Below are 22,329 nucleotides of genomic sequence, written 5' to 3'. Positions count from 1 at the left end.
CTAATGAATGTTGGTCATGTAGTTCAGGTCATTGGCGTGGTGGTGGACGTCCGCTTCCCACCGGGCCAGGTACCTGATATCTATAATGCCTTGAAAATTCGCCGGGAAGGACAACCGGACCTGACCCTGGAAGTAGCGCAGCACCTGGGGAATAACATCGTGCGGACGGTAGCCATGTCCTCCACCGACGGACTGGTGCGGGGCATGGAAGTGATTGATACAGGTAAACCCATCACCGTTCCCGTGGGGCGGGCCGTTCTGGGGCGCCTGGTGGACGTGCTGGGCGAGCCCATTGACGGTAAAGGTCCCATCAAGAGCGATTACTATTACCCCATTCACCGCCCGGCACCGCCCCTGGCCGAGCAGTCCACCCGGGCCGAGCAGCTGGAAACCGGCCTGAAGGTGGTTGACCTGCTGGTCCCCTTCCTGAAGGGCGGCAAGATCGCCATGTTCGGTGGCGCCGGCGTGGGCAAGACGGTTATCGTTATGGAGCTCATCAACAACATCGCCAAGCAGCACGGTGGTATTTCCGTGTTTGCCGGCGTGGGCGAGCGCACCCGCGAGGGCAACGACCTCTACCGGGAGATGACCGAAGCGGGCGTTCTGGACAAAACCATCATGGTATTCGGCCAGATGAACGAACCGCCGGGATGCCGCCTGCGGGTGGGGCTGACGGGGCTGTGCATGGCTGAATATTTCCGGGATGAGGAAGGGGCCGACGTGCTCCTGTTCATCGATAACATCTTCCGCTTTACCCAGGCCGGTTCCGAGGTTTCCGCCCTGCTGGGACGGATGCCCTCGGCCGTGGGTTACCAGCCCACCCTGGCCACGGAGATGGGCCAGTTGCAGGAGCGGATCACATCCACCACCAAAGGTTCGGTCACTTCGGTGCAGGCCGTGTACGTGCCCGCCGACGACCTGACCGACCCGGCGCCGGCCACAACCTTCGCCCACCTGGACGCCACCGTGGTGCTGTCCCGTCAGATTGCCGAGCTGGGTATCTACCCGGCGGTGGACCCCCTGGATTCCACCTCCCGCATTCTCGACCCCAACGTGGTGGGCCAGGAGCACTACGAAGTGGCCCGGGGCGTACAGAAGGTACTGCAGCGCTACAAGGAGCTGCAGGATATCATCGCCATCCTGGGTATGGAAGAACTGTCCGACGAGGACAAACTGGTCGTGGCCCGGGCGCGGAAGCTGCAACGCTTCCTCTCCCAGCCCTTCCACGTGGCCGAGCAGTTTACCGGCCGGCCGGGCGTGTATGTGCCGCTTAAGGAAACCATCCGCGGCTTCAAGGAAATCCTGGAAGGCAAGCACGACGACCTGCCGGAAGAAGCGTTCTACATGGTGGGAACCATCGACGACGCGGTGGCCAAGGCGAAAAGCTTAGCAGAGGGAAGTGCATAAAATGGCGGAGAAAACCCAACGCCTGGAGATTGTCACTCCCGAGCGTAAAGTATACAGCGGCGATGTCCGCTTTGTGGTGGTGCCGGGCGTTGAGGGCGAGCTGGGCTTCCTGCCGGAGCACGCCCCCCTGGTCAGTGCCCTGAAAATCGGGGTAATGAAGGTGCAGGAGGAAAACAGGACCTTCAAGGTGGCCATCAGCGGGGGATTTGTGGAGGTGCGGAACAGCCGGGTTACCGTCCTGGCCCGCACCGCGGAACGGGACGAAGAGATCGACCGGGAGCGGGCTGAAGCAGCCAAGGCCCGGGCTGAACAGCGCCTGGCCGCCCGAACACCGGACATTGACGTGGTCAGGGCCGAACTGGCTCTAAAACGCGCCCTGGCCCGGTTGAAGGCCATATCATAAGAGAGGGGTAACTCGAGGTGGCAGATCAATCTGCCACCTCAGTTTGTAGACAAAATAATTCTGTGATGTGCCCTGGTTTTAGTCGTCGCTCCCGGTCGTATCGCTGGCCGGGCCAAAAGGCCCCGGCTCCGGTCTTCGGCGGGTACCGGCCACATTCACACCTCCTGTGTTCAGGTGGCCTCCGCGGACGTCCTGTCCGCGGCCCCGCCTCATCCCATCGCCGTGGCCTGGCCCGGCAGCGCTCACTCCAGGTCGCTCCTCCTTTAAAACCAGGGCACATAAAGAGTTTGCAACATTCTGAGGTGGCAATTAGATCTGCCACCTTAAATTTTTGCCGGCCTGTTGTGGTGCAGCGTTGTCCACCCAGTGCTCCGCAAGTCGCTCGCTCTGGACAACGCGGCACCGTGCCGTTGGTAGCGGTTTTACCGGATAATTTCGCCCCCTGTATGAACAGGAAACTTTTGGGCAACAATGGGTGATAAACGTACACTGAATTTCCAGGGCATGTCCGTCGCCTGCCGGGCATATAAATTTCAAAGGTGGACAGGGGAGGTGGAGCGGGTGCGCAGGCTGCTTGGCTTGATCTGCCTGGTAGTGTCCATTACCATGGGGTTGCCTGTGCTGGTGAGCTACCTGTCACCGGTGCAGATCCAGGAAAGGGAGACCCGGGTGCGCCTGTACCAGCACAGCACCGGGCAGGTTATAGAAATACCCCTGGAAGAATATGTAACCGGGGTGGTGGCTGCTGAAATGCCCGCGTCCTTTCCCATGGAAGCTTTAAAGGCCCAGGCAGTGGCGGCCCGCACCTACATCGTCCGCCGGCTGAACGCGGGCGGGGTGATAAACAACGACCACCCCGGAGCCGATGTTTGCGATGATCATGCCCACGGCCAGGCCTGGATTTCCCGGGAGGAAATGCGCCGGCGCTGGGGTACCCTCCGCTATTATGAATACTATTACAAGATTAAAAAGGCGGTGGATGAAACCCGGGGTATGGTGCTCACCTACCAGGGCCAGCTTATTGAACCGGCCTACCATTCTTCCTGTGGCGGCCGGGGAACGGAAAGCGCCTCCGCAGTGTGGGCGGCGGATCTGCCCTACCTGGTTGGGGTACCCTGCCCCTACGATGCCGATCCGGAGCCCGTGCGCACGGTTATTCTGCCCCTGGAGCAGGTTGACCGGGCCCTGGGCGTGCATATAGAAGCGGTGCCGGTGACGGCCAGCGGAACAGGTAACCCTCTGGAGGTGGTGGAACGGACACCGGCCGGACGTCCCAGAATTGTGCGCATTGGGGGAAAGGAGCTGGCGGCCACGCTGGTAAGGGATCGCCTGGGCCTGCGCTCCACCGATTTCACCATGTCTATGAAGGGCGGTCAGATCCAGATAACCACCCGGGGATACGGCCATGCCGTGGGCATGTGCCAGTACGGGGCTAAAGGCCTGGCCCAGCACGGTTATACATTTGATCGCATTTTAAAGCATTATTACACCGGCGTGGAAATAACCCGTATAAATTAAACGCTAAATGGCCACAATACTTCTGAAAGCTGGAATGAGCTTTTTCAGGAGTGATAAAAATGTGGCCGTTTGGTAAACGTTTGTCCGAACAGGACCCGGTGAAAAAATTCCGTCACTGGCTGCGCCGCTGGCTCCTGGGCAGCCGGCTGCATTATGCCGTAATAAGCACGGTGGTAATCGCCCTGGTTATGGTTTTGCTCTGGGCCATAATCAGCTCCTGGCAGCCGGCCAGCTCCATTCCCGTACCCGCTCCGGACAGGGACCGGGGGGTGCAGGTGCTCCATTCTTCATCCCTTGATGCAGCTCAACCAGCTGACGAAAAAGCACCGGGCGGGAATAGCGGCCGCCTGATCATTTACCCGCCGGTGGACGGCCCGATCGTTCAGGCCTACGGGAGAGGCTATTCCGAAATATACGGCGACTTCAGGTTCAACCGGACGGTGGCCTTCGATGCCGGGGCCGGGGCACTGGTTAAGGCGGCCGCTGCCGGAACGGTCAGGGCGGTGCAGTCCGGGGCGTCTTTGGGGAAGGCGGGTGAAAACGGCAGGATCTTACCGGACAGGCCGGTCCCTGTGAGTTATACGGTTGTCATCGACCACGGCAACGGCTGGCAGACAATCTATAAAGGACTGGGCGAGGTGCAGGTAAAGGCCGGGCAGCACCTGAGTGCCCGGGCCCCCCTGGGCACCCTGCCCCCTTCGGCGGGGAAGCTGGAATTCGGGCTCTTGAAGGATGGGGCTGCCCGGGACCCGGAAAGGTACCTGGTGGAAAACATTCACTGGTAAATTCATACTATACGGTCCGTTTATAACCGGTCAAGACAGTGCCGGCTCCCCGGGTTTGGGCGCCCGTCGTGGTTTTTGGCAATTTACCTCCTCCCGGCGCATATAAATATTATCAGGTACCAAGCCGGGGAGGTAGGGCAATGCAGGAATACATCCAGAAAAGGGTGCTGGAGATTTGCGCCTATATCCTGGAAACCAGGGCTACAGTACGTCAGGCGGCGCAGGTGTTCCAGGTGAGCAAGAGCACGGTACATAAGGATATGACCGAGAGACTGCCCTCGCTGAATAAGAAGCTGGCCCAACAGGTCAGGGCCGTTCTGGAGCAGAACAAGGCCGAGCGGCATTTAAGGGGTGGCGAGGCAACGCGGAAAAAATATAAGGAATCATAGAAATTTATGGGCCGGGCTAAAGGATTTTGGCTTAAAATGTAGAAAACTACCAGTTGTGCCTGCCTCATAGTTAAGCCCGCCCGGGGTATGACCGGGGGACAGGTTGGCAGGTTAATCTAAAAGTGGTTGCAGAAAGAGAGGAGACCACCCCGTGCTCGGCATAAGCAATGATATGGGCATAGATCTGGGAACAGCTAATGTGCTGGTCTACGTTAAGGGAAAGGGCATTGTCCTGCGGGAACCTTCAGTGGTGGCTATAAACAGGGATAACAACCGGGTTATCGCGGTGGGTTCCGAGGCCAGGCGCATGCTGGGCCGCACCCCCGGCAACATTGTGGCCATAAGACCTTTACGGGACGGCGTCATTGCTGACTACGACGTGACGGAGAAGATGCTGCGCTATTTCATCAGCCGGGCCGGCGGGAAGAAAGGTCCTTTCCGCCCCCGGGTGATGGTCTGCATTCCTTCGGGCGTAACCAGTGTGGAAGAGCGGGCCGTGCGCCAGGCGGCCATTCAGGCCGGTGCCCGGCAGGCTTTCGTTATTGAGGAGCCGCTGGCGGCCGCTCTGGGAGCGGGACTGGATATCTCCCAGCCATCCGGTACCATGGTGGTGGATATTGGCGGCGGTACCACCGATGTGGCCGTACTCTCCCTGGGCGGGGTGGTCTGCAGCCGGTCCCTGCGGCTGGGCGGGGACAAGTTTGATGAGGCCATCGTGCGCTATGTGCGGCGGGTGTTCAACCTGGCCATAGGGGAGCGCAGCGGGGAAGAGATAAAGATCAACATCGGCAGCGCCGAACCGGACAGCGCCCCCCGGCGGGAAATGGAAGTTCGCGGGCGGGATCTCGTGTCCGGATTGCCCCGGTCGGTGGTTATTTCCACCCACCAGGTTTTCGAGGCCATCGCGGAGAGCCTGGAGGCGGTGGTGCGGGCGGTAAAGGAAGTGCTGGAGCACACGCCGCCGGAGCTGGCCGCGGATATAATGGACAAGGGTATGGTCTTAACGGGTGGCGGTGCCCTTTTGCACGGCATCGACATCCTGCTGAGCCGGGAAACGGGCGTCCCGGTGCATATTGCCGAAGACCCCCTCTCCTGCGTGGCCCTGGGAACGGGCCGGGCACTCTCCATGCTGGGCGTTCTCAACACCAGCTCCCAGAATAAAAAGCGGCCGGTGAAAAAGACCGGTTAATGACCGGGGCCGGCCCCCGGTTTGACAGGTTCTGGTGGTGATCGTAAAATATCATAAAAAATAAGCGGCTGCCGGAAGGGGGGATCGCCGTGAGCCTGCTCGTACCTCCGGCGGGGAAGATAATCCTTACTTACGACGATTACCTGCAGTTACCCGACGACGGGAAACGTTACGAGATCCTGGAAGGGGTGCTGCATGTGACGCCCTCGCCCACCACCCGCCACCAGCGGGTTTCCCGTAACCTGCATTTCATTTTACATGCCCATGTTACGGAAAATAACCTGGGAGAGGTTTTTTACGCCCCGCTGGACGTGGTCCTCAGTAATATCAGCGTCACCCAGCCCGATCTCCTTTACGTTTCCCGGGAAAGGCAGAGTGTGATCACGGAAAAAAATATAGCCGGCGCCCCCGATCTGGTAGTGGAGATTCTCTCCCCATCCACATCAAGCGTTGATCAGGTTACCAAGGCCCAGGTTTACGCGCGCTACGGCGTACCCTACTACTGGGTGGTGGACCCGGAGGGAAAGACCCTGGACGAATTTCGCCTGGAGCGGGGTATCTACCTGCCGGTGCGCCGCTGGGAGCAAAACGCTCAATTTACCCCCGAGCTGTTTCCCGGCCTAGTGGTGGAACTGGAAAGGGTCTGGGCGTGAAGAGGCCGTCATTTTCTGCGGAAAATGACGGCCTATGGTTTAAAAATCTCCTGCAATAATTCAGACGCCCTTACTATTTTTATTCCAGCATACTCTCCTAACTGTAAGAGATGCTTGTCACCGGTGACAATGTAACTGGCCCTTCCGGCTATAGCGCATTCGAGAACCATGTTATCGTCCGAATCCGCTGTAATTATATCCACCTTTTGTACCGGCCGGACAAAGACAATTACCGGCAATAACCTACCGATGAACCCGTCAATTTCCTCATCCTTGAAACCAAACTTGGGATATTGGGTTACACGGTAAAACTCGCTTAAAATCTGCGCGGAAAGGCAGAGCTCCAATTTTGACTCTAACACCATCTCGACAACGGCGGCCTCTGCACCCTTCCAGCCCAGGGCTGAAATGAGGACATTGGTATCCGCCGTTATCCTCATTCTGTGACGCCTCGCGCCCATTTGATGGCCGCCTCGACATCATCAGGGGTTATACCTTCCCTTTTAAACCTTTCCCTGATCGGTCTGGCAAAATCATCGAAATCATTGGGCGGCACCATTTTCTTTATTTCCACGCGGGAACCCTTCTTCTCAAAAAGAATGTAGTCCCCTTTTTTGATGTTCAGGAATTTCCTCAACTCCAGGGGAAGGGTTACCTGTCCTTTTGTGGTTATCCGGGCGATGTAAAGTTCGCTCATAATAATCATCCCCTTGGTATTACATTCTTACTTGCAGGATATCATGACCTTTCTTATCAGTCAAGAACCATGTGTAAAAAATTTTTTTGCTCCCAACCCTTCCCGGTGAAACTTTTTACCCCTAAAAAACGTCTTAAAACTTGAGTTTTTATCCATAGCGGCAGGAAAGTCCAATTTTTGTGTCGAATTTTCATTTCAGTCAGTAACAGGAAATAAGCCCTGTTCTTTTTAAGGAGACCGGATTATGCGTAAATGGTTTCAGCGCTACCGTTTGCCGGCGGTTTTGCTTTTTCTGGCAGCGGGAATTGGTTTGCTTTTTGCCTGCGCCCTGCCGGGCCTGCAGAACGGCCGGACCCATGCCGGGGTGTCCGGCACCGCTCCGGGCGGCGAGGATGAGCAGGCCGCCGGAATCACTCTTAAGGGGCAGGAGCTTTATACACTGCACCTTTCCCGCCAGCCGCGGCCGGCGGAGCTGGAGCAGTTGCGCCGGCTGGCCGGGGTAGGCGAATTCACGGGCGGGGATGTCCTGGTCGTACGCTGTTCCAGAGATAGAGTGGAGGAGTTGGCCCGACTGCCGTTTGTGGGTGATGTGAAGCCCCGCCTGCAGGAGGAAAAGCTGAAAACCCTGGAAGGAGCCGGCATCATCCCTGCGTCGAAGGGCACGGCGGGGACCGCCCGCGATGCGGTGGTAACCTCCGGACCCGGCCCGGCCCGGGACGACGCCGTAATTACAGTTAACCTGGTAACCCTGTTACCCCGGGATAAAGAGGACCTGGCCGCTCTGGTGAGGGCTCGCGGGGGAGAGGTGCTGCGGGGACTGGACGAGGAGGGGAACGTGTTGCGGGCGCGCCTGCCCCGAAAGGAACTGCCTGAGCTGGCCTCCTCGCCCCTGGTGCTGCGCATCGAGCCCTATGTCGAACCGCGTTTCCTGAACGACCGGGCGGCAGCCATAACGGGCGCGGCGCCCCTGCAGGTTCCCGGGTTTGTGGTACCCGGCGGCCTGAACGGGGCCGGCCAGGTGGTGGCCCTGGCCGACAGCGGTCTGGGTGACGGTAACCTGGACAACCTCCACCCCGACCTGAAGGACATCCCGGGACAGAAACCAAAGGTGATCATGCTTAAATCCTGGTCCGGGCGTGACCGGGCCGATGACCCGGTGGGGCACGGCACCCACATGGCGGCCACCATAGCCGGGACCGGTGCCGCTTCCGGCGGGAAGTTTGCCGGGCTGGCCCCGGGGGCCAGCCTTTATTTTGAGGCCATCCTCAATAAGGAAGGGAAGGTGGATCCCCCGGCGGATCTGGCGAACCTGTTCCGCCCGGCCTATGCCGCGGCCGCCCGCATTCATGTGGACGGCTGGGGCGTTCCCGTGAACGCTTACCTGAGCAGTGCCGCCCGGACCGATGCCTTTGTGCGGCAGAACCCGGATTTCCTGATCATTTACGGTGCGGGCAACTCCGGCCCGGGGGCGGGAACCATCACCGCCGAAGCCAACAGCAAGAACGCCCTGGTAGTGGGGGCCAGCGAAAACGTGCGGCCCTCCTTCGGCCCCGCCAGCGACGACGCGGGGGAAGTGGCTTCCTTCTCCAGCCGGGGGCCGGCCGGGGACGGGCGCATCCGTCCCGACCTGGTGGCGCCGGGGACAGGGATCGTTTCGGCCCGTTCCCCCCTGGTGAAGGGGAATTTCCCCTCCAACCAGCAGTACACCCGCCTGCAGGGAACCAGCATGGCGGCGGCCGTCACCGGCGGGGCGGCCGCCCTCCTGCGGCAGTATTTCCAGCAGGCGGGCCATAAGGACCCGTCGGCGGCCCTGCTCAAGGCGGCCCTGATCAACGGGGCTGCCCCCGTGGAAGGGGAGGGAGGGGGCTTCGGCCGCCTGGACCTGGCCGCCACGGTGCTGGGGCTGGCGGAAAAGACCTTCCTTTACGCCGATGAAGCCACCCCCCTGGCCGGCGGGGAAAGCAGGGTCTACCGCTTTACCGTGAAAGATTCTTCACGTTCCTTCAAGGCCACCCTGGCCTGGACCGACCCGCCCGCCGAGCCGGGAGCGGACAGGGCGCTGGTCAACGACCTGGATCTGGTGGTGGTCGGCCCGGACGGCAGGGAATACCCGGGCAACGATGATGGCAGCGGCAGGCGGGACGACCGCAATAACGTGGAGCGGGTGGTGATATCCAGCCCGGCTCCGGGTACCTATACGGTTATCGTGCGGGGCACGGATGTGCGCCGGGGTGCGGAACCCGGTGCGCCTCCCGGCCAGGATTTCGCCCTGGTTTACGGTCAGCCTCTGGAGAAGAAGATTACTGCCGCCGTGGACGGGAGCGGGCAGCTCGTTCGTTTCACTGACGGCGGTACGGCCCCCTTCCCCCGGGAAGCACGTGCTGCCCTGGGCAGCAGGCTGCAGGACTGGTCCCCGGATTCTGTCCTGCCCGGCGCGGAAGCTTACCTGGGTGACGGGAACCGCATCCTTTATGTGGCCGGCAGCATCTGGCGTGATAATGCCGTGGAACTGCTGCCCCTGGCAGCGGGTACCCTGCTCCTGGAAGCCGGCTCCCGACCGGGGGAAGGGGGCTTTTACCTGAACCGGCAGGCGGAAACCCCCCTGTGGGTCAACGACCTCCCGGCGGGTGATCTGGACATTCCTCCCGGCGTGCAGGTGAGGGCTTCCATAAACCCTTCCACCCAGACGGCCTGGCGGGTCTGGATAAGGTTCAGGGAAGTGGAAGGAATAATTGACCGGGTGGATGGAGAACGCGGTCAGGTTAACCTGCTGGGGCGGGAAAAACCTTACCCGCTGGCCGCTGGCGCCGGGTGTACTTTTGAAGATAACCTGGTGGACGCCAGCCCCGAGGACCTGCCCTACGGGTACCCGGTGGCCGGTGACCTGGCGCAACTGGCCCCGGGGATGAAAGTAAGGCTGATGCTTTCCCCGGGCCAGGACGAAGTGGTCTACCTGGCGGTACAGCGCACCCTGGCTGCGGGTACGGTGGAGGAAGCGGGACCATCCGGGAGCTGGCTGAAGCTGCGGGGGGCGGGGCGCTACAGCCTCCTGCCCGGCCTGCCGGTGACCCTGGACGGTGAACCCGCTTCCCCCGGCGACCTGGCCCCGGGAGACCATGTGTGTCTACTTCTGGCCGGGGACCAGGCCATAGCCGTTGACGCCCACCGGCAGGTGGTCTACGGCCAGGTGATCTTTTATAAAGAAAACAGCCGGTCCCTGCTCCTGCTGGATGGCCGGAATAAAATGCGCTCCGTAACCGTTACCCCCGGCACGGCTTTTTTCCGGTGGGGCCGGCCCGGCGATCCTTCTTCCCTTTTGCCCGGGGAATGGGTGCGGGTGCTCCTTTCCGGCGGGTCACAGCGTGCCGCGCGGATAGATGTGGCCGGGGTACTGGCCGAAGGCCGGGCCCGGCTGGAAGAAATAGAACCGGTCCGGGGAACGGTTCTTTTCTCCGGGGGGCAGGAGGGGCTACTTTCTCCCCGCGCCCTGATCACCAAAAACGGCTATCCCGTGGATGCCGGGGATCTGCTGCCCGGGGAGGAAGCGGAATTTACTGTTCTTACACCTCTGCAGGGAGGGACAGGGGTGGTGGCGGCCATTAAGGCCCGCTCCCGCGATGGAGTGCCGGCTCCCTCCCTGCAGGCCGCCTGCCGGCCGGCAGGTGATGGTTTTATAGTAAAAGGCAAAACCTCGGCCACAAAGATTTATCTATATACGCAGGAGGGTGATCGCCTGCCGGTAACGCCCGCCCGGGGCTACTTTGAAATCAATCTGCCCCGGAATACCGGCGATACCCTGCAGCTGGTGGCGGTTGACACGCGAAGCGGGGGTGTAACGGGAGAATACCTGACCGTACCCCTGGAGGCCCTGTTCAGCGACCTTTCCGGCCATTGGGCCGGGAAGGAAATCGGGGAACTGGCCCGTCTGGGCCTGGTAAGTGGCTATCCGGGCGGGAAGTTTCTGCCTGAAAAATCGGTTACCCGGGCCGAGTTTACCGCCATGCTGGTGCGGGTGCTGGGATGGGACGGCGGCGGCGACAGGGGGCCGGCGGTTCCGGCCTCCGGGGGTGACGTTCCCGGAAAAAGCCCGGATTCCGGCGCCCGGGAGGGGTCCGGGGTTTCCATACCCTCCGACCTGCCGTCCTGGGCTGAAAAAGGAATCCGGGAAGCCATCCTCCGGGGCATCGTTTCCGGGTACCCGGATGGAACCTTTAAACCGGACCGGCCGCTCAGCCGGGCGGAAGCGGCGGCCATCATGGCCCGGGTGCTGCAGGTGACCGGCCTGGCCAGAGGAACTGAAGGGAGCGGCTCCCCTGCCGGTCCAATGGCGGATGCCGCCGGGGGAGCGGAGGGAAGTCCATCTCCTCCTTACCGGGACTGGCATGCCGTGCCGGACTGGGCGTGCACCTCCGTTGCTCTGGTGACGGAAACGCGGCTGATGTCCGGTTATCCCGGCGGTGATTTCGGCCCCGCCCGGCCCCTAACCCGCGCTCAGGCGGCGGTTATTGCCTGGCGTTTGCGGGCGTTGATTACTGCCTCTGACTGAGGCTTTTCTTTTTTTTGTTCTAATGTTAAAATTCGTAAAAGGGAAAGTTTGCTCAAAAGGAGTGTACCATGGACGCAATGGCACAAACGCCGGGTTAAAAGGGGTGATAAGAATGGAAGGCTTAACCATCTTGACGGACCGCCGTTACACCTATGAGGATTACCTGAAGCTGGATGATGGCCGTGATTACGAAGTTGTCGGAGGGAAACTGGTTATGGTACCCAGGCCTGGACCGCGTCACCAGAAAATTGTCTCCCGCCTGGTTACTGTGCTGGAGGGTTACTTGCGGCAAAATCGTGCAGGGGAACTGTATTTGGACGTTGATGTGCTTTTCGGTGACCAGGTGGTGTCCCCCGACCTGGTGATTATTTTAAAAGACCGGCTTTCCATTGTCCAGGAAACCAATATCAGCGGCGCCCCGGACCTGGTGGTGGAAGTTCTATCGCCCTCCACGGCCAAATACGACCGTAAGGAAAAAAGCCAGCTTTATTACGCCGGCGGGGTGCAGGAATACTGGCTGGTGGACCCGTCCCTGCAGCTTGTGGAAGTGTTTGTGCGGGGGGAGAAGGATTGGAACCGCAGCGGGATTTACGACGAAGGGGAGACGCTGGTTTCCCCCCTGCTGCCCGGGCTGGAAATTGAGCTGAAAGATATTTTCATGGAATAATACTCGCAAGCCGGGGGTTAAAGATTAGATGCCCACAGTTTCAAAACCGTACTGCTTGAAATGCCGGTCAAACGTAAAAGCCAGATTGATGCCGTATCTGTACATCACTGCAAAACTGGTTGCATCAGTAAAAGAAAAATCTTTATCCCGGTATTTTTTAATTATTTCCCTGGCTGTCTGTTCGTCCTCCGGGGACACACGCACAACGTTCCAGTCAAAAGTCAGGAGCCATTGTCTGGCCAGATCATGGCCCAACCGTGTTAGCAACAAAGTATGAGATTCGGCTATCAGAAAATTGGTCATCAAAAGAGAGGCCTTTTGGGCTACCAGATCCTGCAGGACGTAACGGCAGTTTCATGCCATTGGTCGCGGCTGTTAAGCAGGGCCAGCACAGCACTGGAATCTACCAGCAGGGTCATTCTTTCATTTTCCTTTCTTTGGCCTCTGTCAGGTATTGGTCATGTTTTTCGGCCAGGTCTACCGGTCCCGTACCCTTACCAATCAGTTTAAAAATGGCATCCCTGGCAGATGCCTGTTTGAACGGTGTAAACTTGCGCATGATAATTTCGTTACCGTTGATATAAACGGCCAGGTGATCACCTTCCTTTATACCTATTAATTTTCTGGCCCGTACTGGAATTGTCATCTGTCCCTTTGAAGTTACTTTAACCACTTCAAAATGTTCGGACATGGACACACTCCTTTCATGGTAAGATTTCCTTACGTATATTTTAAACTTCTCCAGCTTTGAAAGTCAACAAAAAACCGGGCTCAACATTAAGCTGAACCCGGTTTAAAATTCAATGACTACTCCTGCAGCCATACCACCACTACCTGCTGGCCGGCTTCCCGGTCCCACGCGGCCAGCTGCTGCTCCAGGGATTTGATCTGCTGCTCCAGGGCCTCCGCCTCGGCCTTATCGGTGGTCTGGTTGTGCCTGGCGATCAGGGCCCGGTAGCGGTCCAGGGTGGAGGCGAACTGCTGGGATATATCCTGGCTCTGCTGCTGCCGGTCCAGCACCCGGCCAAGGCCGGTGGCCGTGGCGGTGAAGTGGGTGGCCCGCTCCACCGGAATCACAAAGCGCAGGATCTCCACCGTCTTTCCTTCTACCTGTTGCCGGCCGAAGCTCTGGTAGCTGGCGCCTCCCGCCGCGGCCAGCAGGGCGTTTTTAGCCGCCGCCAGGTCGGAAACCTCCACCTTGAGCAGGGTGCTTTCTATGGTGCGGGACTGGTTCAGGAACACCCGCGGCACGATGTCAGCCCTGCTTTCTACCCTGCTGCCTTCAGGCTGCCCGGTGTTTGCCGCCACAGCCATGTCCTCCCGGCTGCCGTCCTTCCGGGGCTGGCCGGTCCGGTCCTCCCGTCCCTCTTCAGCGGCGGCCGGGTCCGGTGAAGGTGGCTCACCGGTGCCGCTGCTTTCCACGTTTTCCTGCCCGTTATCTCCACCGGGGGCGGCGGGCTGGCCATTATCTTCGCCGGGAGTGCGTTCTTCCGGGAGCTGGCTCCCGGCACCCGCCGGTGCCCGGGCGACCGTTTCCTTCCTGTTTTCCGCTGCTGTGCTGCTGTTGTCCCGGTCCTGTTCACCCTGCCCGGAGTTATCCACCACCATGGCCGGGCCTTTCGTCTCCTCCGGCGGCCACCAGTAGCGGGCGGCAAAGCTGGCCGAGCCCGCCAGCAGTATGACCACGGCGGCGGCTGCCGCCAGTCCCCTGCGCCAGGTGACGGTCAGCTTCCGCCACCAGGTGCCGGGGGCCCGTTTCCCCGTTCCGTCACCGTCCGCCCGGGTGGCGTCCGGCCCGCCGGCGGCGGCCGTTTCTGCCGTTCCGGGCACGGGCAGCCCGCCTGCCCCCGTTTCAGCCGTAGACTCCCTCAGCCGGGTTATTATCCCGGTGCTGAACCCCTCCGGCGGGGCCGCCTCAGCGGCAAGCCCTTTCAACGCTGAAGTTATGGCCCGCCACCCCGCCAGTTCCCCGGCGCAGGCGGAGCACTCCCGCAGGTGCTCCTGCAGCCGGCGGGCTTCCTCTTCCGTCGCCACCCCGTCCAGCCAGGGGTACAATAATTGTCTTGCTTCCCGGCAATTCACGATGTTCACCTTCTTGCCGCTCGTATGTCCGGCCGGAGGGCACTCACCTGGCCCGGCCCGCGCCGGCTCCTTCTTTCAAAGCCACCACCCGCCCCGGCCTGCTTTTCCCCGCCGGCAGGGTCACGCCCGCTTCCGCCGCCAGGGCGGTCACCTTTTTTCTCAAAGCATCCCGCGCCCGGTTCAGCCGGGATTTTACCGTGCCCAGGGAAAGATCAAGCATCCGGGCAATTTCATCGTAGCTGTAACCTTCCACTTCACGCAGGATGAGCACGGCCCGCTGTTCGCCTGGCAGCTCCTTCAAGGCTCTGCCCACCAGGCTCCGGAATTCCTTTTCCTCCAGTTCCTCCTCCGGGTCGCCGGCAGCGGCCGCCACCTCCCGCGTAACTTCCCCGTCAGAGGTATGTACCGGTTCGTCCAGTGAAATTAGGGTCACATTACCGCGCCGCCGTTTGATATTCAGCCACAGGTTGACGGTAATGCGGTGTAGCCAGGTGCCGAAATCCGCCTCAAAACGGAAGCCGTCCAATGAGCGGAATGCCCGGATAAAAACCTCCTGGGCCAGATCCTGGGCATCGGCATGGTTGCCGGTTAACTGGTAGCTCAGGCTGTATACCCTTTGCTGGTACATCTGCACCAGCTGCTCAAAAGCTACCAGATCCTGTTCCTGGGAACGCTGTATCAGGTGTTTGACGGCATCCAATGGGAAGCCACTCCTGCCAGATGCCCCAAACCTCGTCTTACCTGTTAGACACCTTTTTGCGGACAAAAGTTCCAACCGGCAAAGGGTTGGGGCAAAAAATTTGTACATATTAAATACGCACTGGCACGCACAATTTTGGAGGTAATCCCCCCATCATTTACTCTCCGAATTTCGTGCAGGAAAATTACCTCCAAACAGGGCCTCATACGCTCCATTTCTTACATAAATACATAATACCATGTTCCGCCTGCTGGAGCAATTAGTTAACTATGGAAACTAAAATGTAACCTGAACATGATCGAGGTCACAAATAAAGGCAGAAGCGACGATGCCTTAACTTTTTAACCTGTGTATCATCCGCGTGTATCCACAAAATTGTCCGGATTAAGCTGGAGGAAAATCATAGAAAACATCGAAATTGCTTTTTTCAGCAACTATTATGGGGGAAGGAGATGAATGTGTTGAAGTTTCGCAAGGCCATGGCCACCATGGTGACCGCCGTGCTGCTGGCGGCTGCGGTAGCAGGACCGGCGTTCGCGAGCCCTCTGCCCTTTCTACCCGGTGCTAAGGGCGGGAAGAATGCGGTACCGGCACCCTATGTGCCGGGTGAGATAATCGTCAAGTTCAAGCCGGAGGTTAAGACGGCAGAAGCCAAAAGCCGGCTGTTTACCACCCACAGGGGGCTGGGCCTGGCAGAAAAGAAGGCCCTGCCGGATGGCGCTTCGCTTTTTAAAACGGATGAGGACGTGGAAAAGGCAATAGAAGCACTGAAAAAAGACCCCCGGGTGGAATATGCACAGCCGAACTATATCTACCGTCCCTGTGCAATCAACGTAAATGACCCTCTCTACGGGCAGCAGTGGGGTCTCAGTGGGCAATACGGAACAAAGGCTCCCGAAGCGTGGAATTATGCAACAGGAGAGGGCATCATTGTGGCCGTCATTGACACCGGGGTGGATTATAAACATCCTGATTTAAAGGATAACATCTGGCGCAATACCGGGGAAGTTGCCTGTAATGGTAAGGACGACGACGGTAACGGTTATATAGACGATACGGTTGGATATGATTTCATCGGCAGTGACTTTCTCAATTCCCGGCCGGATAACGATCCCATGGACGAACTGGGCCACGGCACCCATGTGGCCGGGATCATCGCCGCCGTTGCCGGCAATGGAAAGGGTGTTGTTGGAGTAGCTCCGGGTGTAAAGATTATGGCCCTCAAGGCGGCGGATCGCAACGGCGTTTTCACCACGGAGGCCATTGTGGCGGCTATCGATTATGCCGCAAAAAATGGGGCCAGGGTGGTAAATATGAGCTTTGAGACTCTTGAATTTGACCTGCTCATGTACAATGCCATCAAAGATCACCCGGGCATACTTTTTGTTGCTGCTGCCGGAAACGAAGGACAGGATAACGATACCAGCCCGTATTATCCCGCCGGCTTCTGTATGGATAATGTGATAGACGGCGTTACATATCCGGCCCTGCCCAACATCACCGGCGTGGCGGCGCTGGCAGATCCGGCCGGTCCCAATGGGGGGGCCTTGCTAGCTTCTCGAACTACGGCTTGAAGTCCGTTGCTTTAGCCGCCCCGGGGGAAGGCATTTTAAGCACCGTGCCCACCTTTGGTGACGCCGGAGTGGCCCTGGCGGTTTACGACGAAGTCTATGGAGACAGGGTGATGTTGTGGGGCTTCGGCGCGGAGGCACTGAGTACAGCCGGTGCGGTTTATGACAGTGTGGTGCGGGCTGTATACAACTTCCTGGGCATAACCCCTGAAGAAACAATGGACAGGCCCCTGCTGGTGGTGGATGACGACCAGTCGGGTAAACAAATAGATACGCCATACGGACCTTTAAATCTGCCCGATGTAAGCAACTTATATCTTAACGTTCTCTCCACGGCAGGCTACGTTTACACAACCTGCCGGGTAGCTTACGGTGGAGATTGTCCTCCGGTGGATGCGGCGGCCTATGCGGGCGTGCTCTGGTTCACCGGCCAGGCGCCGGGGAGCGCCTGGCACTGGGAAGATGGTCCGGGGTTGGTTGTTGACAGCCCGAACCTGACGGTGAACGACCAGGTCTACCTGGCTGGCTACCTGGAAAACGGGGGCAGGCTTTTCTTAAGCGGGTGGGCTGCAGCTGCCGGTGCCGGGGATTTTGTGAATAATTATCTTCATGCTCAAATGACCGGTCAATCGTACAATTTGCTGGCCGCCGAGGGCCTGGCGGAACCGTACGAGGGGGTTTTTTATGACTTTGCTCTTCCCGCATATTTCTCCCTTTTCCTGGTGGATTCACCTGAAGCGAAAATTGCCTTGCGCCCGCAGCCTTACGCTTCCTGGGACGGCACCTCCATGGCCGCGCCCTTTGTTTCCGGTGGGGCGGCGCTGGCCCTGTCCCTGCGCAATAACCTCGGCCCTGCCGGGCTGATAAAAATATTGAAGGATAATGTAACTACATTGAGTTCCCTGAACGGACTGGTATCCTCCGGCGGCACGCTGAACCTGGAGAAGGTCCTCGCCCACGTTAACACCCTGCCTTCGTCCACTGGTGGCAGTGGTGGCGGAGGAGGCGGCGTTGGTGGCGGCGGCGGTGCTCCGGCCCCGCAGCCGAAGGTCGAACCTGCTCCGGGAACCGCGGAACTGAAAGCCACGGGTGAAGCCCAAAAGGCGGAAGTTTTAAACGGCCTGGTGTCCATCGACATTCCCGCCGGTGCACTGCCCAAAGATGCCAGCCTCACCGTTACGGTGGCCGCGGAAACTCCGGCCGGTGCCCCTGCTGGAGCTATGGCGGCAAGCCCGGTGCTGAGCTTCCAGACTTCCGCGCCCCTGGCCAGACCGGTGAAGGTCGGCATCAAATACGATGCATCCAGGCTGGGAAGCCTGGACTCGCGGACGCTTCAGGTTTTCCGGCAGAACGACGACGGAACCTGGGCGGCGGTGGGCGGCAGGCTTAACCGGGAGAAGGGCACCGTGGTGGAGGAACTGGCCCACTTCTCCAGCTATGCCCTCTTTGCTCTCAAAAGGACCTTTAAAGACGCTGGCGCCCACTGGGCACAGAAGGACATCGAGCTTATGGCCGGCCGGGGGATCATTGGCGGCTATGAGGACGGCACTTTCCGGCCCGGGAAACCGGTAACCCGGGCCGAGCTGGCCGCGCTGCTGGTGAAACTCCTGGACCTCTCCGAAGTGCGGCCGGAATCTCCCACCTTTGCCGACGTTGAACCGTCCGCCTGGTACTACGGGGCGGTGGAAGCGGCGGCCCGGGCCGGGCTGCTTGCGGGTGACGGGCGCAACTTCCGGCCGGACGCCACCCTCACCCGGCAGGAAATGGCCGCCGTAGTGGTGCGCCTGTCCGGGTTGTCCGGCAGTGCTCCTGCGGCAAACTTTGCCGATGAGAATGAAATAGCCCCCTGGGCGCGGCAGGCAGTGGCCGCCGCTTACGCCCGCGGCCTGATGCGGGGCATGGATGACCGGCTGTTTGCACCCGGGTCCATGGTGACCAGAGCGCAGTGTGCAACGCTTCTGGCCCGCCTGGGCGACCGGCTGGGACTCTTCGAGGAAGCCGTCACCCTGGAAGGCAGGCTCGTGATGAGCACCGTCGAGCGGCCGCACTACGAGCTGCTCGTAGGAGACAGGAACTACGTGTTGATCGCAGACCGTTCGGATCAGGCCCTCTCCCTGTGGCTCGATGCCCACCTGGGCCGGAATATACGGGTGAAGGGTTACCTCGTCCCGGGACCCAACATCTACATGCGCGGTCCGGTCCTGCGGGTGATCGATGCCGGATCAACCAATCTGTAAGGAAAAGGGGCGGGTTTTCCGCCCCCAAAAATTTCTATATTACTGTGTTCCGGTGGTTGTGGCAGGTGTTCTCTCATGATAAGATTAAATTATGACAGGTGCGGGCAACTTTAATTTCATGGAGGCACCCACCCCCCTTGAAAGGATGTGTTGCCTTTGAGTACGGTGGCTAAAAAGCTCAGCGCGCTGGAAAAGGCCATGATGGAGCTGGCCTACGAGTCAAGGCTGACGGAGATCAAGTTGAAGCAGTTGGCCGAGGGCATGGAAGAATTTAAAGCGGAGATGAAGGCCTTCAAGGACGAGATGAAGGACTTCAAAGACGAGATGAAAGCCTTCAAAGACGAGATGAAAGTTTTCAAGGATGAGATGAAGGACTTCAAGGACGAAATGAACAAAAAATGGGGGGAACTGGCCCGTAAAATGGGTACCCTCATCGAAGATATTTTTGTGCCTTCTATAGACCTGGCTATAGAGAAATACTTCCATGTGGTCGTAAAAGACGTGATGCCCCGCCGGAAGATACGCCGGGATGGCCGGACCTTTGAGGTAGATATCCTGGCCCTGGCCGGGGACCTGGCCTTTGTGGTGGAGGTGAAGGCTTCGCCCAACCGGGTGGAGTACGTATACGACTTTGTCGAAAAGCTGGCTGAACTGCCCGAATTCATCCCGGAGATAAAAAGCCGCCGGGTGGTGCCCATTTACGCCGCCCTGGACATGGCTGGAAACACGGTGGACCTGCTTACCAAAAACGGCATATACGCCATGGTGGTACGGGGGGACATTCTGGAGATAGTTAACTTCGATATGCTAAGGCCGGTGCAGTAGGAAAAGGCCGCCCGGGAACAGGATAAATGATTAATCAGCGCGCTGGCATCATCGAAAAGGCAGCCGGGCAGCTAAATTTCCACGCCATGCCGGCGGATGTTTTCCCTCAGTTCCGGCCCGGCCGCTTCCATCAACACCAGGTCCACGGAAAAAGGTTCCGCTGCCGCCAGAACATCGGCATAGAGCCGCCAGAAATCCGCCTCCCGGGGCAGGCCCGCCACAGCCAGGTCGATGTCCGAATGCTCGTCAAACCGGCCGCCTCCGGCCAGGGAACCGAAAAGCCAGACCCGGCAGCCGCCATGCCGGCGGACTACACCGGCGGCCCGTTTGGCGGCGGCTAGGGCCGCTTTTTTCCTTTCTGCCAATTCCCGCTCGCACTGCCTGCGAAGTTTAAAAAGACAAGATCGCAACTCGGCTGCATCGTGTTCGCTGTAAACGGGCATGGAAACCACCACGCTTTAATCCATGTCAGTCGCTTCATTATTTATCAGGTCAAGAAAAAAGCCCGGGGATTACAGCACCAGCCCTTCAGGCAGGCGGAATATTTCTTCCCCGTTGGCGGAGAAACCGGGAAGAAGGGGAGAGCTAAGTGTATCTTCCGGGCCGTACGCGCCGGCCAGAAGCCAGCCCTTTTCCCCCGCACTGAATATTTCCACGGTCTGGGCGGAAGGATCCACCACCCAGTACTCCTTCAACCCATGTTTCAGGTAGAGCCTGCTTTTTTCCAGCCGGTCGCGGCGCCCCGAGGCCGGTGAAAGAACTTCCACCACCAGATCCGGCGCGCCTTTCAGGCAATTTTCGGTGAGCAGGTCGAAGCGCTCCCGGGAAAGGTAGAGGACGTCCGGCTGCAAAACCAGGTTGTCGGCCAGCACCACATCAAAAGGTGCAAATAAAACCAGTCCCATGTTGTGCTTATCCACGTAAGCCCGTAAAAGCCCACCGACGCCGGCCGCTATGTGCTGGTGCAAAAAACCGGGCGGAGGTGTCAAAACCAGTTCCCCCTCGATCAATTCGTATTGACGCCCGTCGTCGATTTGCAGGTAATCGGCGTAAGTCAGTGTACCCCGGAGGGAAGATTCCCTGGGTGCTGTCCCGGTCACAGAAATCACTCCCCGCCTCTCTATTCCCTTTGCCATTCTTCAATCCAGACGATCCAGGGAAGATGCGCGCCGGCTGCGTTGAACAGGCGGCGGTCGCCCGTGACCGGCTTTACGTTTCTGGATGCGGCCAGGACAAACGAGACGTAATAATCAAAGTAAGAGTTCAAAATACACCCGGCAAGAAACAATGCGTGAGCAGCAGCTTCATCCCTTTTCCAGCAGCATTAATGCTTCTCTTGTTGTGAATACACGGGCCAGGGCCCGTACGTCCGGAGTATGCAGGTCCTTGTCCCCGCTGACGAAGATGTCCGGATTCGCAAGTAGTACCGAGGCCAGGACAGCAGCGTCTTTCGGGTCGCGAAGGTGCCTTGCCGCCTCCCGAATTTTCTCCGCCGGGGGCATCGGATGTTTTTCAACCTTGAAGGATTGCAACATGATGTTAATAAGCTGTTCTCTGCCTGGGAACTTGCGCGTCAGCACTTCCCGGGTTTCCACCAGGAGGAAATCGTCAACCACGAGAACATGATCTTCTCGAATGACTTCCAGCAAGCGTCGCTCCGGCCCAGAAAAAACCATGCCGGAGATGAGCACGTTGGTATCAAGCATTACCCGCACAGTTAATCTCCCGCCGGGTAAAGTTTCTTGATCAGTTGTTCCCGCACGGCCTCGACTTCCCGTTCCAGATCTTCTCTGGTATATCCTTTCTGGCGGGCTTCGGCTTCCAGCTCCTCCAGAAGGCTATCCAGGGGAGACACAGGTTCCAGAACCACCCTGCCCCTATCAGCATACACCCGCAGTTTGGTTTTGGGCGTGAGACCCAGGGCATCGCGGATGGGCTTGGGAATTGTCACCTGACCTTTAGGAGTTGGAGATACGAACTCCACATGCATCTCTCCTTTGGTAGTTTTCTTACTATAGTCTAGCATGAATTCATACAGTAAACAATAGGAAAGAAGGTGCGCAACCCGGATCGCGGTCGCGGATACCACCAGCTCCACCAGTAGTCCTGATAACGTCTTCGTGTATCATTTCCACAGCCTGTGGGGTTATCCACTTCATCTGGAAGCCAGTTCCTCCAGAGCCGGCCTGTACTGCTCAATGATCTCCCTGGCCAGTTCCAGATCCTGCCTGACAACAAGCTTTTCGACAAGCACATCCAGCACCTGCTTCAGCTCACCGGGCGGGAGCTTGAGTAGCTCATCTACAAGGACTTCACGGGTCATGAAAACCACCTCCTTCTCTGATTATACATCAAACAGAGTGTTGATGCGACGAACCTTAAAAACATGTCCCTTGAGGTAGACCATTTGGCAATCGCTGTTTGCATTACAACATGTGCCGGTGGCCCCCAAAAAAAATTTTTCTGCCGGGTGGAACTTTTTCGCCCTTCCGGTTGTCTAACTAACCAGGTAACCGAGGAAGGCCCGTCCAGTCCAGGAGGAATTCTGGATGGCGGTGTAGAATATACCTTCCCCGGTGACTGACTGGTTAACGAGGGTGCTTACTGCACCCGGAGGAACAAAATGGCAGCACCAATCGCAGCCCGGATGCACCAGGAGA

24 protein-coding genes are annotated in these 22,329 nt (G+C 58.9%); 12 read left to right on the top strand and 12 right to left on the bottom strand.

Annotation, left to right across the window (positions count from 1 at the left end; genetic code table 11):
• Positions 1–3 precede the first annotated feature (3 nt).
• The 7 genes from atpD (at position 4) to BR83_RS0103295 (ending at position 6,344) form a co-directional block, all read left to right on the top strand.
• Positions 4–1,407 (top strand): F0F1 ATP synthase subunit beta, encoded by a 1,404-nt coding sequence (gene atpD, locus BR83_RS0103325; protein WP_027355879.1) that lies wholly within the window; start codon positions 4–6, stop codon positions 1,405–1,407.
• Between the two features lies 1 nt (position 1,408).
• Positions 1,409–1,810, top strand: a complete 402-nt coding sequence (locus tag BR83_RS0103320) for a F0F1 ATP synthase subunit epsilon (protein ID WP_027355878.1) — start codon at positions 1,409–1,411, stop codon at positions 1,808–1,810.
• Positions 1,811–2,371: 561 nt separating this feature from the next.
• Entirely contained in the window at positions 2,372–3,328 is a 957-nt protein-coding gene (gene spoIID / locus BR83_RS0103315; protein WP_027355877.1) for a stage II sporulation protein D, read from the top strand.
• Positions 3,329–3,387: 59 nt separating this feature from the next.
• Positions 3,388–4,113 carry a M23 family metallopeptidase gene (locus BR83_RS16330; protein WP_027355876.1) on the top strand — a complete coding sequence of 242 codons (726 nt, stop codon included), beginning with the start codon at positions 3,388–3,390 and terminating at the stop codon, positions 4,111–4,113.
• Between the two features lie 140 nt (positions 4,114–4,253).
• Complete coding sequence (gene spoIIID, locus BR83_RS0103305) at positions 4,254–4,502, top strand: sporulation transcriptional regulator SpoIIID (RefSeq protein WP_027355875.1); 249 nt, start codon at positions 4,254–4,256, stop codon at positions 4,500–4,502.
• 151 nt (positions 4,503–4,653) lie between these two features.
• Positions 4,654–5,691 carry a rod shape-determining protein gene (gene mreB, locus BR83_RS0103300; RefSeq protein WP_027355874.1) on the top strand — a complete coding sequence of 346 codons (1,038 nt, stop codon included), beginning with the start codon at positions 4,654–4,656 and terminating at the stop codon, positions 5,689–5,691.
• Positions 5,692–5,780: 89 nt separating this feature from the next.
• The gene (locus tag BR83_RS0103295; protein WP_027355873.1) at positions 5,781–6,344 is read left to right on the top strand and encodes a Uma2 family endonuclease; all 564 of its coding nucleotides are present in this window, start codon (positions 5,781–5,783) and stop codon (positions 6,342–6,344) included.
• Positions 6,345–6,376: 32 nt separating this feature from the next.
• On the opposite strand, the gene BR83_RS0103290 is transcribed toward BR83_RS0103295, so the two are convergent.
• Positions 6,377–6,784 (bottom strand): putative toxin-antitoxin system toxin component, PIN family, encoded by a 408-nt coding sequence (locus BR83_RS0103290; protein ID WP_027355872.1) that lies wholly within the window; start codon positions 6,782–6,784, stop codon positions 6,377–6,379.
• Positions 6,781–7,041, bottom strand: coding sequence for an AbrB/MazE/SpoVT family DNA-binding domain-containing protein (locus BR83_RS0103285; RefSeq protein ID WP_034634349.1), 261 nt, complete (start codon positions 7,039–7,041; stop codon positions 6,781–6,783). The genes BR83_RS0103290 and BR83_RS0103285 overlap by 4 nt, the downstream gene beginning before the upstream one ends.
• A 244-nt stretch (positions 7,042–7,285) precedes the next feature.
• Here BR83_RS0103285 and BR83_RS16325 point away from each other — a divergent pair, with 244 nt between their 5' ends.
• Positions 7,286–11,587, top strand: coding sequence for a S8 family serine peptidase (locus tag BR83_RS16325; protein ID WP_051617808.1), 4,302 nt, complete (start codon positions 7,286–7,288; stop codon positions 11,585–11,587).
• 112 nt (positions 11,588–11,699) lie between these two features.
• Positions 11,700–12,254, top strand: coding sequence for a Uma2 family endonuclease (locus BR83_RS0103275; protein ID WP_027355870.1), 555 nt, complete (start codon positions 11,700–11,702; stop codon positions 12,252–12,254).
• A gap of 24 nt (positions 12,255–12,278) precedes the next feature.
• On the opposite strand, the gene BR83_RS14945 is transcribed toward BR83_RS0103275, so the two are convergent.
• The 4 genes from BR83_RS14945 to BR83_RS0103255 form a co-directional block, all read right to left on the bottom strand.
• Complete coding sequence (locus tag BR83_RS14945) at positions 12,279–12,557, bottom strand: type II toxin-antitoxin system VapC family toxin (RefSeq protein WP_242839612.1); 279 nt, start codon at positions 12,555–12,557, stop codon at positions 12,279–12,281.
• Positions 12,558–12,669: 112 nt separating this feature from the next.
• On the bottom strand, positions 12,670–12,945 hold the full coding sequence (locus tag BR83_RS0103265) for an AbrB/MazE/SpoVT family DNA-binding domain-containing protein (RefSeq protein ID WP_013824399.1): 276 nt from the start codon (positions 12,943–12,945) through the stop codon (positions 12,670–12,672).
• Positions 12,946–13,061: 116 nt separating this feature from the next.
• On the bottom strand, positions 13,062–14,345 hold the full coding sequence (locus BR83_RS0103260) for a zf-HC2 domain-containing protein (RefSeq protein WP_084327049.1): 1,284 nt from the start codon (positions 14,343–14,345) through the stop codon (positions 13,062–13,064).
• Between the two features lie 34 nt (positions 14,346–14,379).
• Entirely contained in the window at positions 14,380–15,036 is a 657-nt protein-coding gene (locus BR83_RS0103255) for a sigma-70 family RNA polymerase sigma factor (protein WP_027355868.1), read from the bottom strand.
• A gap of 452 nt (positions 15,037–15,488) precedes the next feature.
• Between BR83_RS0103255 and BR83_RS14940 the strand changes: the two genes are divergently transcribed.
• The 3 genes from BR83_RS14940 to BR83_RS0103240 all read left to right on the top strand — a co-directional run bounded on the left by BR83_RS14940 (position 15,489) and on the right by BR83_RS0103240 (position 19,669).
• The gene (locus tag BR83_RS14940; protein ID WP_084327048.1) at positions 15,489–16,610 is read left to right on the top strand and encodes a S8 family peptidase; all 1,122 of its coding nucleotides are present in this window, start codon (positions 15,489–15,491) and stop codon (positions 16,608–16,610) included.
• 44 nt (positions 16,611–16,654) lie between these two features.
• Positions 16,655–18,844 carry an S-layer homology domain-containing protein gene (locus tag BR83_RS0103245; RefSeq protein WP_157832957.1) on the top strand — a complete coding sequence of 730 codons (2,190 nt, stop codon included), beginning with the start codon at positions 16,655–16,657 and terminating at the stop codon, positions 18,842–18,844.
• Positions 18,845–19,000: 156 nt separating this feature from the next.
• Positions 19,001–19,669: a hypothetical protein gene (locus BR83_RS0103240; protein ID WP_027355865.1), complete on the top strand. Its 669-nt coding sequence runs from the start codon at positions 19,001–19,003 to the stop codon at positions 19,667–19,669.
• A 71-nt stretch (positions 19,670–19,740) separates the two neighbouring features.
• Here BR83_RS0103240 and BR83_RS0103235 read toward each other — a convergent pair whose 3' ends face one another.
• From BR83_RS0103235 to BR83_RS17100, 6 genes are all read right to left on the bottom strand, one after another.
• Entirely contained in the window at positions 19,741–20,112 is a 372-nt protein-coding gene (locus BR83_RS0103235; protein WP_051617805.1) for a nucleotidyltransferase family protein, read from the bottom strand.
• Positions 20,113–20,181: 69 nt separating this feature from the next.
• Positions 20,182–20,769, bottom strand: coding sequence for a Uma2 family endonuclease (locus BR83_RS0103230; RefSeq protein ID WP_027355863.1), 588 nt, complete (start codon positions 20,767–20,769; stop codon positions 20,182–20,184).
• A gap of 20 nt (positions 20,770–20,789) precedes the next feature.
• Positions 20,790–20,936 carry a hypothetical protein gene (locus tag BR83_RS17105; protein ID WP_157832956.1) on the bottom strand — a complete coding sequence of 49 codons (147 nt, stop codon included), beginning with the start codon at positions 20,934–20,936 and terminating at the stop codon, positions 20,790–20,792.
• A 37-nt stretch (positions 20,937–20,973) separates the two neighbouring features.
• On the bottom strand, positions 20,974–21,375 hold the full coding sequence (locus BR83_RS14935; protein ID WP_242839617.1) for a putative toxin-antitoxin system toxin component, PIN family: 402 nt from the start codon (positions 21,373–21,375) through the stop codon (positions 20,974–20,976).
• 11 nt (positions 21,376–21,386) lie between these two features.
• Entirely contained in the window at positions 21,387–21,653 is a 267-nt protein-coding gene (locus tag BR83_RS0103220) for an AbrB/MazE/SpoVT family DNA-binding domain-containing protein (RefSeq protein WP_242655842.1), read from the bottom strand.
• A 171-nt stretch (positions 21,654–21,824) separates the two neighbouring features.
• Positions 21,825–21,992, bottom strand: a complete 168-nt coding sequence (locus BR83_RS17100) for a hypothetical protein (RefSeq protein WP_157832955.1) — start codon at positions 21,990–21,992, stop codon at positions 21,825–21,827.
• Positions 21,993–22,329 lie beyond the last annotated feature (337 nt).

It is taken from the genome of Desulfofundulus thermocisternus DSM 10259 (assembly GCF_000686645.1).
GTDB lineage: Bacteria > Bacillota > Desulfotomaculia > Desulfotomaculales > Desulfovirgulaceae > Desulfofundulus > Desulfofundulus australicus.
This window is presented reverse-complemented; position numbering and strand designations above follow the sequence as displayed.

Excerpts from the sequence above, each read along its gene's own strand:
- atpD (WP_027355879.1), top strand. The coding sequence starts at position 4 with ATGAATGTTGGTCATGTAGTTCAGGTCATTGGCGTGGTGGTGGACGTC.
- BR83_RS0103320 (WP_027355878.1), top strand. The coding sequence starts at position 1,409 with ATGGCGGAGAAAACCCAACGCCTGGAGATTGTCACTCCCGAGCGTAAA.
- BR83_RS16330 (WP_027355876.1), top strand. The coding sequence starts at position 3,388 with ATGTGGCCGTTTGGTAAACGTTTGTCCGAACAGGACCCGGTGAAAAAA.
- spoIIID (WP_027355875.1), top strand. The coding sequence starts at position 4,254 with ATGCAGGAATACATCCAGAAAAGGGTGCTGGAGATTTGCGCCTATATC.
- BR83_RS0103290 (WP_027355872.1), bottom strand. The coding sequence starts at position 6,784 with ATGAGGATAACGGCGGATACCAATGTCCTCATTTCAGCCCTGGGCTGG.
- BR83_RS0103285 (WP_034634349.1), bottom strand. The coding sequence starts at position 7,041 with ATGAGCGAACTTTACATCGCCCGGATAACCACAAAAGGACAGGTAACC.
- BR83_RS16325 (WP_051617808.1), top strand. The coding sequence starts at position 7,286 with ATGCGTAAATGGTTTCAGCGCTACCGTTTGCCGGCGGTTTTGCTTTTT.
- BR83_RS0103275 (WP_027355870.1), top strand. The coding sequence starts at position 11,700 with ATGGAAGGCTTAACCATCTTGACGGACCGCCGTTACACCTATGAGGAT.
- BR83_RS14945 (WP_242839612.1), bottom strand. The coding sequence starts at position 12,557 with ATGACCAATTTTCTGATAGCCGAATCTCATACTTTGTTGCTAACACGG.
- BR83_RS0103265 (WP_013824399.1), bottom strand. The coding sequence starts at position 12,945 with ATGTCCGAACATTTTGAAGTGGTTAAAGTAACTTCAAAGGGACAGATG.
- BR83_RS14940 (WP_084327048.1), top strand. The coding sequence starts at position 15,489 with ATGAATGTGTTGAAGTTTCGCAAGGCCATGGCCACCATGGTGACCGCC.
- BR83_RS0103235 (WP_051617805.1), bottom strand. The coding sequence starts at position 20,112 with ATGCCCGTTTACAGCGAACACGATGCAGCCGAGTTGCGATCTTGTCTT.
- BR83_RS14935 (WP_242839617.1), bottom strand. The coding sequence starts at position 21,375 with ATGCTTGATACCAACGTGCTCATCTCCGGCATGGTTTTTTCTGGGCCG.
- BR83_RS17100 (WP_157832955.1), bottom strand. The coding sequence starts at position 21,992 with ATGACCCGTGAAGTCCTTGTAGATGAGCTACTCAAGCTCCCGCCCGGT.